Below are 12969 nucleotides of genomic sequence, written 5' to 3' on the forward strand. Positions count from 1 at the left end.
TCCCCCTCGCGAGCGGGAGAGCCCACATCACGCCCGCAGCGTGCCGCCGGTCTTCTTGGTCACTTCGGCTACGACCTTGGCCGCAACCGCGTCGATCTCCTGGTCGGTCATGGTCTTCTCGCGGGGCTGGATCGTCACCGCGATCGCGATCGACTTCTTGTCGGGATCGATGCCCTTGCCTTCGTAGACGTCGAACACGGTCACGTCAGTGATCAGCTTCTTGTCGACATTCTGCGCCGCGCGGACGATGTCGCCCGCCTTGACGTTGCGGTCGACGATGAAGGCGAAGTCGCGCGACACCGGCTGGAACGCCGAGAGCTCCAGCACCGGCTTGGCACGCGTCGCCCGCTGCTTGCCTTGCGGGATGCGCTCGAGGATCACCTCGAACACGATCATCGGACCGTCGGCGCCGAGCGCCTCGGCAGCGCGCGGATGCAGCTCGCCGAAGTAGCCGAGCACATTCTGCGGACCGATCTGGATGGTGCCGGAGCGCCCCGGATGCAGCCAGGCCGGGCCGCCCGGCACGATCTGCAGCGCCTGCATCGGCGCGCCGGCAGCCGCCAGCACGGCGAACGCGTCGGCCTTGGCATCCATCGCATCGGCGGTGGCCGAGCTGGTCCAGTGCCGCCCGATCCCGTTCGACGAGGCGTAGCCATGGCGCACGCCCGAAGCAGCGACGAGCTGATCCTCGGGCTTGTCGCCGCGGAACACCTGGCCGACCTCGAACAGCGTGACATCGGGAGTGCCGCGGTTGATGTTGGCCTGAGCGGCCGCGACGAGGCCCGGCAGCAGGCTCGGCCGCATGTCGGAGAGATCGGCCGCGATCGGGTTGGCGAGCACGAGCTCGCTCTGGCCGCCGCCGAACAGTTTGGCCGCGTCATTGGTGATGAACGACCAGGTCACGGCTTCCACCATGCCGCGGACGCCGAGCGCGCGCTTGGCGCGGCGGGTGCGCAGCTGCATCGGCGTCAGCACCGGCTTGCGCGGCTCCTCGCCGCGTTCGAACGGCGTCATCGGCACCTTGTCGACGCCGACGATACGCACGATCTCCTCGACGATGTCGGCCTTGCCCTGCACGTCGGTGCGCCAGGACGGGATCGCGATCTTCACGACGGGGCCGGTCCCGGCCAGCATGAAGCCGAGCCGGGTCAGGATCAGCTTCACCTCGACCAGCGGCACTTCGATGCCGGCAAGACGCTTCACTTCGGTGAGCGGGAAATCGATGACGCGATCTTCGCCGAACTGCTTGCCGACCACGACGTTCTCGGACGGCGTGCCGCCGCAGAGATCCAGCACCAGCCTGGTCGCGAGCTCGAGCCCCGGCACCATGAACGCCGGATCGACACCGCGCTCGAAGCGATAGCGCGCATCCGAATTGATGCCGAGCTTGCGGCCGGTCTGCGCGATGTTGATCTCGTTCCACAGCGCCGATTCGATCAGCACGTCGGTGGTGTTGTCGTCGCAGCCCGAGGCCTCGCCGCCCATGATGCCGGCAAGCGATTCGACGCCGTGCTCGTCGGCGATGACGCAGACATTGCTGTCGAGCGTGTAGGTGCGGCCGTCGAGCGCGAGCAGCGTCTCGCCGTCCTTGGCGCGGCGGACGGTGAGGTTGCCCTGCACCTTCTTGGCGTCGAACACGTGCAGCGGGCGCGCGCGGTCGTAGGTCATGAAGTTGGTGATGTCGACCAGCGCGTTGATCGGGCGCAGGCCGATCGAGGTCAGCCGCTTCTGCAGCCATTCCGGCGACGGGCCGTTCTTCACGCCGCGCACCAGCCGCAGCGCGAAGCCCGGGCACAGCGTGGCGTCTTCCACCGTCACCTGGACCGGGCAGGGGAATTCGCCCTTGATCGGCTTGATGCCGGGGTCCTTGAACTTGCCCATGTCGGCGGCGGACAGGTCGCGCGCGATGCCGTGCACGCCGGTGCAATCCTGCCGGTTCGGCGTCAAATTGATCTCGATGGTGGGATCGCCGAGCCCGGCCCAATCGGCATAGCCCTTGCCGAGCGGTGCGTCGGCCGGCAGCTCCATGATGCCGTCGTGATCCTCGGAGATCTGCAGTTCGGCCGCAGAGCACAGCATGCCGCGGCTCTCGACGCCGCGGATCGTGCCGATGCCGAGCGTGATGTCCTTGCCGGGGATGTAGGTGCCGGGCGGCGAGAACACGCTGATGAGCCCGGCACGCGCGTTCGGCGCGCCGCACACCACCTGCACCGGCGCACCGCCGTCGCCGGTGTCGACCATGCAGACCCGCAGCCGGTCGGCATTCGGATGCTGCTCGGCCGAGATCACGCGCGCGATGGTGAACGGCGCAAGCTGCTTCGCCTTGTCCTCGATGTTCTCGACCTCGAGCCCGATCATGGTGAGCTTGTCGGCGAGCTTGTCGAGCGGCTCGTCGGTCTCGAGATGTTCCTTCAGCCAGGAGAGGGTGAACTTCATGACGATGACTTCTCTTGTCCCCTCTCCCGCTTGCGGGGGAGGGTTAGGGTGGGGGCTCTCTCCGCGATGGCAGCGGCGATTGTTTCAAGGACGCCTGCACGATTTGTCATGACGTCGAGATTGCTAAAGCGAAGGACTTTGAAGCCTTTGGCTTCAATGACGGCCGAGCGCGCGGCATCGGCGCGTTCGCCTTCGTCCGAAAAGTGTTGACCGCCGTCGAGCTCGATCACCAGCTTCGCCGAATGGCAGACGAAGTCGGCGACGTAGGTGTCGATCGGGACTTGTCGACGGAAGCTTGCGCCAATCAACCGATTGCCGCGCAGCTCAGACCAAAGGATTCGCTCGACGTCGGTCGAATTCTTGCGCAGCGCGCGTGCGTTGGAACGGAGTCTCTCGGAGATCTTCCAGTCCGGATGTTCGGGATCGACCATTGGCAGCCCCATTGTGGGGAGACCCCCACCCCAGCCCTCCCCCGCAAGCGGGAGAGGGAGTCCGACCGCTCTCTTCGGCGGGGTCTTCGTATCCACTTGATGCCGGCGAGCATATTCCATCCGTTCCCTCTCCCGCTTGCGGGGGAGGGGCAGGGTGGGGGCTCGCGCCGCGTCGGTAGTCTCAACGAGACTCACGAACTCAATCCCCCCGCGATGGTCGGGATGTCGAGCGGCTTGAAGCCGTAGTGGTTGAGCCAGCGGATGTCGTTCTCGAACAGCTGGCGGAGATCGGCGATGCCGTATTTCAGCATCGTGATGCGGTCGAGGCCCATGCCCCAGGCAAAGCCCTGGTAGACGTCGGGATCGATGCCGCAGGCGCGCAGCACGTTCGGGTGCACCATGCCGCAGCCGAGAATCTCCATCCAGTCCTCGCCTTCGCCGAAGCGGATCTCGCCCTTGTCGCGGCGGCACTGGATGTCGACCTCGAGCGACGGCTCGGTGAACGGGAAGAACGACGGCCGGAACCGCATGTTGATGTGGTCGACCTCGAAGAACGCCTTGCAGAACTCGTGCAGGATCCATTTGAGGTGGCCGAGATGCGAACCCTTGTCGATCACGAGCCCTTCGACCTGGTGGAATTGCGGCGTATGCGTCGCATCGGAGTCGATGCGATAGGTGCGGCCCGGGCAGATGATGCGAATCGGCGGCTTCTGGGTCAGCATCGTGCGCACCTGCACCGGCGAGGTGTGGGTGCGCAACAGCATGCGCGAGCCGTCCTGCTTCGGGTTGAAGAAGAAGGTGTCGTGCATCTCCCGCGCCGGATGGCCTTCGGGGAAGTTCAGCTTGGTGAAGTTGTAATCGTCGGTCTCGATGTCGGGACCTTCGGCGATCGCAAACCCCATGTCGGCGAAGATGGTGTTGACCTCGTCGAACACCTGGCTCAGCGGATGGATGCGGCCGGTCTCCGCCGGCGCGTCGCGCAGCGGCAGCGTGACGTCGATGGTCTCGGCGGCGAGGCGCGCATCAAGCGCGGCCGCCTTCAGCACGTCGCGCCTGGCCGCGAGCGCCTGCGTCACCGTATCCTTGGCGAGGTTGATCTTCGCGCCTTCGGTCTTGCGCTCGTCCGGCGACATCTTGCCGAGGGTGGCGAGCAAGGCCGAGATCGAGCCCTTCTTGCCGAGAGCCGAGACGCGCACCGCCTCGAGGGCGGCTTCGTCAGCGGCCGAGGCGATCTGGTCGAGGATGGATTGTTCGAGCGTTGCGAGGTCGGACACGGTCAATTCCTGCGCTGAGCATGATCCGGCGGCAAGAGCCGGCTTCCGAACCATGCGCCAAAATTCGGCTGGGTTGTCGCCGCCCGAAGGCCGTAACGTCAAGCAAAAAGCCGGTCATTTCGGGCTAATGGCCGGCGCATTGAACCCGATGCGGAGGCCGGGCTACCCAAGGGGAGTTCAAGGAGGCCCACGCGATGTTGCTGCGATCTTGCCTGGCCGTGCCGGCGGTCCTGTTGATGCTCGGAACGGCGCAGGCCGCGACCGAGGAATGTCCCGCCAAATCGACCCAGATGGACGACATCATCGCGGAGCTGGAGAAGGCGCCGAGCTGCAGCCGCGCCATGAAGATTTTCGAGGCGTGCGAATACGGCGCCAGCGGAGACGTCCAGTTCGGCGAAGTGGTCGAGAAGAAATGCGAGGCGGACTTCATGTCCGGTCTCGGAGCGTCACAGAAGAAGGCCTATGCCGGCCAGCTCAAGCGCTGTGACCACAAATACGACAACGAAAGCGGCACCATGTACCGCTCGTTCACAGCGTTCTGCCGGGCGATCGTCGCCCAGCGCTTTTCGCAGAAGGCGTTGAAAGCGGGCCCCAAGACCCGCTGACAAGGCCCGCTAGGGTCAGGCGGCCAGCGCAGCCTTGGCCTTCTCGGCGATCGCCTGGAACGCCACCGGCTCGTGGATCGCGAGATCCGACAGCACCTTGCGGTCGACGACGACGCCCGACTTGGACAGGCCGTTGATAAACACGCTGTAGGTCATGCCGAACGGACGGACCGCGGCGTTGATGCGCTGGATCCAGAGCGCGCGGAAGGTGCGCTTCTTGCGCTTGCGGTCGCGGAAGGCGTACTGGCCGGCCTTTTCGACGGCCTGCTTGGCGACGCGGATGGTGTTCTTGCGGCGGCCGTAATAGCCCTTGGCGGCCTTGTAGACTTTCTTGTGCTTGGCGTGAGCGGTCACACCGCGTTTGACGCGAGACATGACGGAAATCCTTGAGATCTAGAAGAGACGGGGCGCCGCGCTTGAGGCGGCAGGGTGCAAGCGAATGAGCGCGATCAGGCGTTCGGCAAGAAGTATTTCTTGACGTTGTCGCCGTCGGTCTTGAACAGCACGCGGGTGCCGCGGAGCTGACGGATCTGCTTCTTCGTCCGCTTGATCATGCCGTGGCGCTTACCGCGCTGGGCGTGCATCACTTTGCCAGTGGCAGTCACCTTGAAGCGCTTTTTAGCGCCCGACTTGGTCTTCAACTTGGGCATTTAGCTCTCCTGTGGCACAGCACGAAAATCGCCCCGAGAGGCGTCCGGCCGGCTAAAATGCTCGTTAGAGCGTTGAAAGTGCTAAGGTTTTTTCCGAATTGAAAGAACCTGCACTAGACGTCGCCACGGCAGCCCTTGATCAGCCGGGCGGCGAAGGCCCGGCTTATGACAGAGGATCGGCGGTTTTGCAACGTTTGAAGCGGGAAATCGGGCCGGAACTGGTCCCGTAGCCCGGATGGAGCGGAGCGCAATCCGGGCTACGAAAACGAAACAGCCCGCCAGATCGCCTGACGGGCCGTTCCATTCAACAAAGCGACTAATTCGAATTAGCGCGGCGCCAGCACCATCACGACCTGGCGGCCTTCGAACTTCGCGTCCTGCTCGACCTTGGCGAATTCGGCAACGTCGGCCTTCACCTTGTCCAGCAGCTTGGTCCCGATCTCCTGGTGCGCCATCTCACGACCGCGGTAGCGCAAGGTGATCTTGACCTTGTCGCCTTCCTCGAAGAAGCGCTGCATCGCGCGCATCTTCACGTCATAGTCGTGATCGTCGATCATCGGGCGGAGCTTGATCTCCTTGATCTCGACGACCTTCTGCTTCTTGCGGGCTTCGGCGGCTTTCTTCTGCGCGGAATACTTGTATTTGCCGTAGTCCATGATCTTGCAGACCGGAGGACTGGTGTTCGGCGAAATCTCGACGAGGTCCATGCCGGCTTCCATGGCCATCTTGATGGCCACCATGGTTTCGACGGTGCCCTTGTTGACACCATCGGCATCGATCAGCTGGATCTGCGCGTTGCGAATCTCATCATTGGTGCGCGGCCCGTCTTTTGCGACTGTGGGCGGGGCTCTATTGGGACGGCGAATGGGTAACTCTCCAAAGTTGTGAAAGGGAGGCGGATATTTTGAAGCAAGACGCTGCGGCGGGCAAGCGAACTCGCTTCTTTATGCGGCAAAACCGTCAATTGCGAGGCATTTTGGCCACGCCCGGCACATATAGCGGGCGCGTCTGCTCCGCAAGGCGTACCCGCTGCCGTTGACCGCTGCCGCGCGACGATTGAAAAGCAGATGTCTGACACGCGAGTGACCGAACCATGAGCCAAACCGCCGCATCCGGACAGGAACCCGCCTTCATCGAGGTCGGCGAGGGCCGAGAGGCGCGCCGGATCGCGGTGCGCGCCCGCGCCGGCGCCAATCCCGGCCTTTTCTGGCTGGGCGGCTTCAAGTCCGACATGACCGGCACCAAGGCGATCGCGCTCGATGCATGGGCCGCCGAGCATGGCCGCAGCTCGGTCCGATTCGACTATTCCGGGCACGGCGAATCCGGCGGCGAGTTTGCCGACGGCACGATCGGCCGCTGGCTCGAGGAGAGCGTTGCTGTGTTCTCGCAGTTCTGCAGCGGGCCGCAGGTCGTGATCGGCTCCTCGATGGGTGGCTGGATGGCGCTGCTGCTGGCGCGCGAGATCGCCAAACGGAACAATGCTGGCGGCGGCGGCCGTGCTTCGCTCGCCGGCCTCGTGCTGATCGCGCCGGCGCCCGACTTCACCGAGGAATTGATGTGGAAGGGCTTCTCGCCCGAGATCCGCGCCGAGATCGAGACCAAGGGTGTGTGGCTGCGTCCGTCCGAATATGGCGACGGCTCGGCTTACCCGATCACCCGCAATCTGATCGAGGAGGGTCGCAATCACCTCTTGCTCGGCAGCAAGATCGACGTCGGTTGCCCGGTGCGCATCCTGCAGGGCGCGCAGGATCCAGACGTGCCCTGGAAGCACGCCTTCGCGCTGGTGCACCGGCTGCCGGCCGAGGATGTGGTGCTGACCATGATCCAGGACGGCGACCACCGCCTGTCGCGGCCGCAGGACATCGCGCGGATCATCGCCGCGGTGGCGGAGATATAGGCACGCCGCCGCCCTTCGAGGGCCGCTGAAGAAGCGGCCGCCTCCAGCGATAACGCTCGCGTTGCGCGGGGGTGACGGCTACGGAAAAGGCGTCATCCCCGCGCAAAGGCTTTGCCTTTGTCGCTGGAGGTGCGAGCGAAGCGAGCCTCGAAGGATGGGCCAAGCGCACGAAGAGGAGACGCCAAATGGATACAACAGCGATGCTGCGCGCGTTCTGCGACGCGGTCGAACAGCGCAACGGCAAGGCCTTCGCTGATCTCTTCACCGAGGACGGCGTCTATCACGACGTGTTCTACGGCGCCTTCGAAGGCCATGCGAAAATCGCCGAGATGATCGACGACTGGTTCTACCGGACCGCGACCGATTTCCGCTGGGTGATGCACGATCCCGTCAGCGACGGCAAAACGCTCTACGCACGCTACACGTTCAGCTACCGCTCGACCTTGCCGGAAGCCAAGGGGGCGCGTGCGATGTTCGAGGGCGTCGCGATCATGCGGCTGCGTGACGGCAAGATCACGGAGTACCACGAGGTCGCCAACACCGCGCCGGCCTTCGTCGACCTGAACTTCGCGCCGGAGCGGATCGCGAAGATCGTCGGCAAGCAGGGCATAGCGCTACGGGCGCGGGACGAGATGAAGCGGCATTTGGCCGACTAATTCTCCGTCATTGCGAGGAGCGTAGCGACGAAGCAATCCATAGGTCCGCATTCGCGGAAGCATGGATTGCTTCGCTTCGCTCGCAATGACGGCGGTGAGGTCCTACGGCGGCGGCGGGTTGGTCATCGGCTTGCGCTGGGCAAGCGCCGCGACGGTCGAGGTGCCGATCGGACCTTTCTCGTCATAGAGCCAGCATTCGCCGATCGCGACGCCGTCGGTGGCGTGATGGTTGACGACCTCGAAGCCGATCCAGTTGGTCACCGGCAGCCGGTGCAGATAGATCGTGACGTCGCTGTTGATGTAGCCGAGGCCCTGGTCGCCGGCATTGGCGAAGGGGCTGGCGAAGTCAGCGCCGGTCGCGACATGGACGAACGGCGTCATCTTCACGCCGGCGACGAGCTCGCGGACTTCGCTCATCCACAGCCTGCGCTCGCCGAGCGAGCCCATATGGCCTGCGATCGGCCGCGTCTCCCATTTGCCGTTCATGCCGAGCCGGGGATCGGTCGGCTTCGGAATGTCTGCCGGCGCCGGCACCTTCCAGTTCGGCGGCGACCACACATTGCCCGGCGCATTTTCCGTCCTGCGCAACAATTGGCAGGAAGCGCGCGCCATGCTGGTGCCGCCAGAGACAAACTCGGCCTCGATCATCTTGATGCGCATGCCGTCGCGGACGAGCTTCGTCGTCACCTCGATCGGCGTCGTGATGTTCGGCAGCCGGAACATGTCGACGGTCAGCCGCGCCGGGACGAAATCGTCGGAGCCGTGGCGCTCCTCGATGACGAAGGCGAGCAGGCCGATCACGACGCGGCCGTGCAGGGATTCCGGACTCCACGGTCCGTTCGCAACAGCCGTCGGCATGAAGCCGTCGCCGTGCCTGGTGAAGAAGGGCTGGTTTGTCATGGCGGGCGACCATGACGGGAACGGCGCGATGAAATCAAGAGGCGGCAGCGGCGCGCCACTCCTGCTGCACGGTGGGATCGGGCTCGCCACCGGCCCGTGATGCCAGCGCCGCGAATGCATCGCGGGCGATCAGTTGCGACAGCGCCCACACCGCGGCGCCGCGCACCAGCGGGCTGGCATCGTCGAGCAGGCGCCGCGCCTCGCCAGCGAGCTTTGCATCGCCGGAGTTGCCGATCGCGATCAGCACATTGCGGATGAAGCGGTCGCGGCCGATGCGCTTGACCGGCGACTTCGTGAACAGCGCGCGAAACGCTGCATCGTCGAGCCGCGCGAGATCGGCGAGGTCAGGCGCGCGCAGCGCATCGCGCGCCGCAAGCTTCTGCTCGCGGCCCGCCTCGGCGAACTTGTTCCACGGACACACCGCGAGGCAATCGTCGCAGCCATAGATGCGGTTGCCGATCGCCTTGCGGAATTCGCGCGGGATCGGGCCCTTGTTCTCGATCGTCAGATAGGAGATGCAGCGCCGCGCATCGAGTTTGTAAGGCGCGGGAAACGCTGCGGTCGGGCAGATGTCCTGGCAGGCGCGGCAGCTGCCGCAATGATCCGTGTCGCTCTCGTCGCGCGGCAATTCGGTCGCCGAATAGATCGCGCCGAGAAACAGCCAAGAGCCGAATTCGCGCGAGACGAGATTGGTGTGCTTGCCCTGCCAGCCGATGCCCGCGGCCTGCGCCAGCGGCTTCTCCATCACGGCCGCGGTGTCGACGAACACCTTCACCTCGTCGCCGGTGATCGTGGCGAGCCAGCGCGCCAGCACCTTCAGCCGCTTCTTGATCACGTCGTGATAGTCGTCGCCCTGCGCATAGACCGAGATCGCACCGTGCGACCTGTGTGCGAGGAGCTTCAGCGGGTCATCGTCGGGTCCGTAATTGACGCCGAGCATGATGATCGAGCGTACGCCACCCCACAGCACGCGCGGGTCGGCGCGCCGCTCCGGATTGGCCGCGAGCCAGTCCATGTCGCCATGGCCGCCGGAGCCGAGGAATTCGAGGAAATATTTTCCGGCTTCGCTGGTCGCATCAGGACTGGTGAAGCCGATCGCATCGAAGCCGAGCGCGCGCGCCTCGCGCGTCAGCGCGGCCTTGAGATCGGAGGGAGAGAGCCTGACCGCTGGGTTCAGAAGTCGAGGTCCACATAGGTGCGCGACGCCGGCACCCCCGCCAGCCATTCGCTGAGCAGCGGGCGGAACGACGGGCGGGATTTCACCCGCGCGTACCACGACTTTGCCGCGTCGTCCTCGCTCCATGGCACATCGCCCAGATAATCGATCGCCGAGAGATGCGCCGCGGCGGCGAGATCCGCGTAGGTGAGGCGGTCGCCGGCGAGATAGTTCCGCGTCTTCGCCAGCCAGCCGATATAGCTCAGATGATAGCGCACATTGACCTTGGCGGCGCGCATGATGTCGGGCGCCGGCGGACCGCCGCCATTGTCCTCGCTCATGAAGCGCTTGTAGATCCGCTCGGTCACCAGCGGGTTGGAGGCTTCCTCGAAGAATTTTTCGTTGAACCACGCCATCAGCCGGCGCACCTCGACGCGCTCGGCCGACGACGTCGGCAACAGCCGCCGCTCGCCGGCATCGAGGCCATGCGTCTCGTCGACATATTCGGCGATGATGGGCGCACCCGGAATCGGCGGAAAGCCTTCAGCGATCAGCACCGGCGTGGTCGCCGCCGGATTGAGCGCCAGGAATGCCTCGCGACGCTCCCAGACCCGTTCCTCCACCAGGCGCAGATCGAGGCCATACTCGCCGAGCACGAGGCGAATGAAGCGCGAATGCGGACAGAACGGATGGTGATACAGCGTATACATGAAGCCCTTGGTAGTTTCGCGGCGCTTAAGAAACCATCAACCTGTGCGGCCCGGCCGTGTGATTTGGCCAGGCCGGTTCCGCTCGTCTCTATGTCGCGTCAGCACGCAAACCGGTAGCCACCCCCGCAGATGGTGCGGGTCACAAAAACGCTATAGCTCAGCAAATCGGCCGGGTAACCCATTGTTTGACGATTTTTTGCGATTGCGGCCAATGTGCGAATAAGCGAGAAGAATCCCGTTTTCCACACAGGGCAGGCCACACCATGATGACGGATATGCTGCGGGCGGTGATTCTCGGCATCGTGGAGGGCGTCACCGAGTTCCTGCCGGTCTCTTCGACGGGGCACCTGCTGCTCGCGGAGCGCTTCTTCAATCTCGGCGAAGGCAATTTCTGGAAGAGCTTTGCGATCCTGATCCAGCTCGGCGCGATCCTCGCGATCCTCGTGCTCTATTTCTCCAGATTGTGGCGCGTCGCGCTCGGCATGTTCTCCAACCCCGACGACCGCCGCTTTGTGATCGGCGTGCTCGTGGCGTTCCTGCCGGCCGTCGTGATCGGCCTGATCGCCGGCAAATACATCAAGGAATTCCTGTTCAATCCGTGGGTGGTCTGCTTCACGCTGATCGTCGGCGGCGCCGTGCTGCTCTGGGTCGATCAGCTCGATCTCAAAGTCTACGAGGACGATGCGACGCGGTTTCCGCTGCTGATGTATTTCTGGATCGGCGTCGCGCAGTGCCTGGCGATGATCCCCGGCGTGTCGCGCTCCGGCGCCAGCATCGTGGCTGCGATGCTGCTCGGCGCCGACAAGCGCTCGGCGGCGGAGTTCTCGTTCTTCCTCGCGATCCCGACCATGGTCGGCGCGTTCGTCTATGATTTCTACAAGAACCGCGCCGACTTCACCTCGGACAATCTCAGCGTGATCGCGGTCGGCTTCGTGGTGTCGTTCATCACCGCGATGATCGTGGTGCGCGCCTTCCTCAACTTCGTCACCCGCCGCGGCTTCAGCTTCTTTGCGTGGTGGCGCGTGATCGTCGGCACCCTCGGCCTGATCGCGCTGGCGATGGGAAGGTAAGGGATTCTCCGCTGTCGTCCCTGCGAAAGCAGGGACCCATAACCACTGTTCTCCCAGTGGCGCAGGGCTGCGGCCACAGCGTCTTACATCTCGGGCATTTGTGGTTATGGGTCCTGGCTTTCGCCAGGACGACGAATAGAGAGAGTTACGCGCTCTTCTTCTGGAACTGCCCCGTCGCGCGGAAGCGCCACAGATATTGCGGGGCGACCGCTTCCATCGAATCCGGCGTGATGCCGAGGCCCGCAAACGTCAGCCCCGCGGCCTTGGCGGCGTCGGACACCACGTTGTCCACGCGCAGCATCGCGACCTGGTCCGCGGTCAGGGTGAACGGGCCGGGCGCGAATTGCAGGACATACGACTGGAGCTTGGCAAGGCCGAACGGTAGCGGCGCCAGCATGCGATCGCGCTGGGTGATCTTGAGGATGATCTGCATCACCTCGCGCATGGTCAGCACTTCAGGCCCGCCGAGCTCGTAGGTGGCGCCTGCCTTTGCCTTGCCATCGACGGCATCCGCCACGGCGTCCGCGACGTCGGCGACATAGGCCGGCTGCACCGTGTTGACGCCACCGCCGACCAGCGGCAGCACCGGCGAGATCCGCGCCAGCGCCGCAAAGCGGTTGGTGAACTCGTCCTCCGGCCCGAACAGCAGCGACGGCCGCATGATGGTGGCCGACGGCAGGGCCGCCTGCACCGCGTTCTCGCCTTCCGCCTTGGCGCGGAAATAGCCCGACAGGGAGTTTTCGTCAGCCCCGATCGCCGAGACATGGACCATTCGGGCGCCGTTCGCGGCTGCCGCCTTGGCGATGGTCTCGGCGCCCTTCACCTGCACGGCGTTGAAGCTCTGCCCGCCGCCCTCGGCCAGGATGCCGACCAGGTTGATGGCGACCTGCGAATCACGCATCGCCGCCTCGACCGAGGCCGGGTAGCGCACATTGGCCTGGACGGCATGAATCTGCCCGACGCGGCCGAGCGGCTGCAGATGGCCGGCCAGTTCAGGCCGCCGCACTGCGACGCGGACCCGGTAATCGCGCTTGCAGAGCGCCCGGACCACGTTCCGGCCCAGAAAACCCGATCCGCCGAAGACCGTGACTGTGGTGTCCAGGTTCGATGCCATGGGGTCCATTCCTGCCGGATTCGAGAGTTATTGACGTGGGTTAGCCATCTGGCGATACGCCATCGACCCC

14 protein-coding genes are annotated in these 12969 nt (G+C 64.8%); 4 read left to right on the forward strand and 10 right to left on the reverse strand.

From position 1 onward, the window contains the following. Window positions 1-27: 27 nt before the first annotated feature. The 3 genes from pheT to pheS form a co-directional block, all read right to left on the reverse strand. Window positions 28-2436, reverse strand: a complete 2409-nt coding sequence (gene pheT / locus QDT69_RS15860; RefSeq protein WP_279707428.1) for a phenylalanine--tRNA ligase subunit beta — start codon at window positions 2434-2436, stop codon at window positions 28-30. Then, entirely contained in the window at window positions 2433-2867 is a 435-nt protein-coding gene (locus QDT69_RS15865) for a DUF559 domain-containing protein (RefSeq protein WP_279707429.1), read from the reverse strand. Before QDT69_RS15865 ends, pheT begins: the two co-directional genes overlap by 4 nt. 191 nt (window positions 2868-3058) lie before the next feature. Then, a complete protein-coding gene (pheS, locus tag QDT69_RS15870) occupies window positions 3059-4141 on the reverse strand; it encodes a phenylalanine--tRNA ligase subunit alpha (protein WP_279707430.1) in 1083 nt (360 codons plus the stop codon). A 194-nt stretch (window positions 4142-4335) separates the two neighbouring features. Here pheS and QDT69_RS15875 point away from each other — a divergent pair, with 194 nt between their 5' ends. Next, window positions 4336-4746 carry a hypothetical protein gene (locus QDT69_RS15875; protein WP_279707431.1) on the forward strand — a complete coding sequence of 137 codons (411 nt, stop codon included), beginning with the start codon at window positions 4336-4338 and terminating at the stop codon, window positions 4744-4746. A gap of 15 nt (window positions 4747-4761) precedes the next feature. Here the strand turns inward: QDT69_RS15875 and rplT are convergent, their stop codons facing one another. From rplT to infC, 3 genes are all read right to left on the reverse strand, one after another. After that, window positions 4762-5121, reverse strand: coding sequence for a 50S ribosomal protein L20 (rplT, locus tag QDT69_RS15880; RefSeq protein ID WP_018269297.1), 360 nt, complete (start codon window positions 5119-5121; stop codon window positions 4762-4764). A 74-nt stretch (window positions 5122-5195) separates the two neighbouring features. Further along, window positions 5196-5396, reverse strand: a complete 201-nt coding sequence (rpmI, locus tag QDT69_RS15885) for a 50S ribosomal protein L35 (RefSeq protein WP_008539890.1) — start codon at window positions 5394-5396, stop codon at window positions 5196-5198. Between the two features lie 326 nt (window positions 5397-5722). Next, entirely contained in the window at window positions 5723-6262 is a 540-nt protein-coding gene (gene infC, locus QDT69_RS15890) for a translation initiation factor IF-3 (protein ID WP_194461044.1), read from the reverse strand. Window positions 6263-6489: 227 nt separating this feature from the next. On the opposite strand from infC, the gene QDT69_RS15895 reads away from it, so the two are divergent. Both QDT69_RS15895 and QDT69_RS15900 read left to right on the forward strand, forming a co-directional pair. After that, window positions 6490-7293 (forward strand): alpha/beta hydrolase, encoded by an 804-nt coding sequence (locus QDT69_RS15895; RefSeq protein WP_279707432.1) that lies wholly within the window; start codon window positions 6490-6492, stop codon window positions 7291-7293. Window positions 7294-7478: 185 nt separating this feature from the next. Further along, the gene (locus QDT69_RS15900) at window positions 7479-7949 is read left to right on the forward strand and encodes a nuclear transport factor 2 family protein (RefSeq protein ID WP_279707433.1); all 471 of its coding nucleotides are present in this window, start codon (window positions 7479-7481) and stop codon (window positions 7947-7949) included. Between the two features lie 102 nt (window positions 7950-8051). Here the strand turns inward: QDT69_RS15900 and QDT69_RS15905 are convergent, their stop codons facing one another. The 3 genes from QDT69_RS15905 to QDT69_RS15915 are packed head-to-tail and all read right to left on the reverse strand — an operon-like array spanning window position 8052 to window position 10715. After that, window positions 8052-8849 (reverse strand): acyl-CoA thioesterase domain-containing protein, encoded by a 798-nt coding sequence (locus tag QDT69_RS15905; RefSeq protein ID WP_279707434.1) that lies wholly within the window; start codon window positions 8847-8849, stop codon window positions 8052-8054. Window positions 8850-8883: 34 nt separating this feature from the next. Then, window positions 8884-10074: a tRNA epoxyqueuosine(34) reductase QueG gene (queG, locus tag QDT69_RS15910; RefSeq protein ID WP_279707435.1), complete on the reverse strand. Its 1191-nt coding sequence runs from the start codon at window positions 10072-10074 to the stop codon at window positions 8884-8886. Next, window positions 10023-10715, reverse strand: coding sequence for a glutathione S-transferase family protein (locus tag QDT69_RS15915; RefSeq protein WP_024584298.1), 693 nt, complete (start codon window positions 10713-10715; stop codon window positions 10023-10025). The genes queG and QDT69_RS15915 overlap by 52 nt, the downstream gene beginning before the upstream one ends. A 263-nt stretch (window positions 10716-10978) precedes the next feature. Between QDT69_RS15915 and QDT69_RS15920 the strand changes: the two genes are divergently transcribed. After that, window positions 10979-11785 carry an undecaprenyl-diphosphate phosphatase gene (locus tag QDT69_RS15920; RefSeq protein ID WP_279707436.1) on the forward strand — a complete coding sequence of 269 codons (807 nt, stop codon included), beginning with the start codon at window positions 10979-10981 and terminating at the stop codon, window positions 11783-11785. Between the two features lie 145 nt (window positions 11786-11930). Here QDT69_RS15920 and QDT69_RS15925 read toward each other — a convergent pair whose 3' ends face one another. Next, complete coding sequence (locus QDT69_RS15925; protein ID WP_279707437.1) at window positions 11931-12899, reverse strand: complex I NDUFA9 subunit family protein; 969 nt, start codon at window positions 12897-12899, stop codon at window positions 11931-11933. Window positions 12900-12969: the final 70 nt, after the last annotated feature.

Source organism: Bradyrhizobium sp. CER78 (assembly GCF_029846235.1).
Lineage (GTDB): Bacteria > Pseudomonadota > Alphaproteobacteria > Rhizobiales > Xanthobacteraceae > Bradyrhizobium.

Bases quoted from the DNA above. Each gene is read 5' to 3' on its own strand.
- rpmI (WP_008539890.1), bottom strand. From the start codon at position 5,396: ATGCCCAAGTTGAAGACCAAGTCGGGCGCTAAAAAGCGCTTCAAGGTG.
- QDT69_RS15900 (WP_279707433.1), top strand. From the start codon at position 7,479: ATGGATACAACAGCGATGCTGCGCGCGTTCTGCGACGCGGTCGAACAG.
- QDT69_RS15920 (WP_279707436.1), top strand. From the start codon at position 10,979: ATGATGACGGATATGCTGCGGGCGGTGATTCTCGGCATCGTGGAGGGC.
- pheT (WP_279707428.1), bottom strand. From the start codon at position 2,436: ATGAAGTTCACCCTCTCCTGGCTGAAGGAACATCTCGAGACCGACGAG.
- QDT69_RS15905 (WP_279707434.1), bottom strand. From the start codon at position 8,849: ATGACAAACCAGCCCTTCTTCACCAGGCACGGCGACGGCTTCATGCCG.
- rplT (WP_018269297.1), bottom strand. From the start codon at position 5,121: ATGTCTCGCGTCAAACGCGGTGTGACCGCTCACGCCAAGCACAAGAAA.
- QDT69_RS15915 (WP_024584298.1), bottom strand. From the start codon at position 10,715: ATGTATACGCTGTATCACCATCCGTTCTGTCCGCATTCGCGCTTCATT.
- queG (WP_279707435.1), bottom strand. From the start codon at position 10,074: ATGGCTGGCGGGGGTGCCGGCGTCGCGCACCTATGTGGACCTCGACTT.
- QDT69_RS15875 (WP_279707431.1), top strand. From the start codon at position 4,336: ATGTTGCTGCGATCTTGCCTGGCCGTGCCGGCGGTCCTGTTGATGCTC.
- QDT69_RS15895 (WP_279707432.1), top strand. From the start codon at position 6,490: ATGAGCCAAACCGCCGCATCCGGACAGGAACCCGCCTTCATCGAGGTC.
- QDT69_RS15865 (WP_279707429.1), bottom strand. From the start codon at position 2,867: ATGGTCGATCCCGAACATCCGGACTGGAAGATCTCCGAGAGACTCCGT.
- QDT69_RS15925 (WP_279707437.1), bottom strand. From the start codon at position 12,899: ATGGCATCGAACCTGGACACCACAGTCACGGTCTTCGGCGGATCGGGT.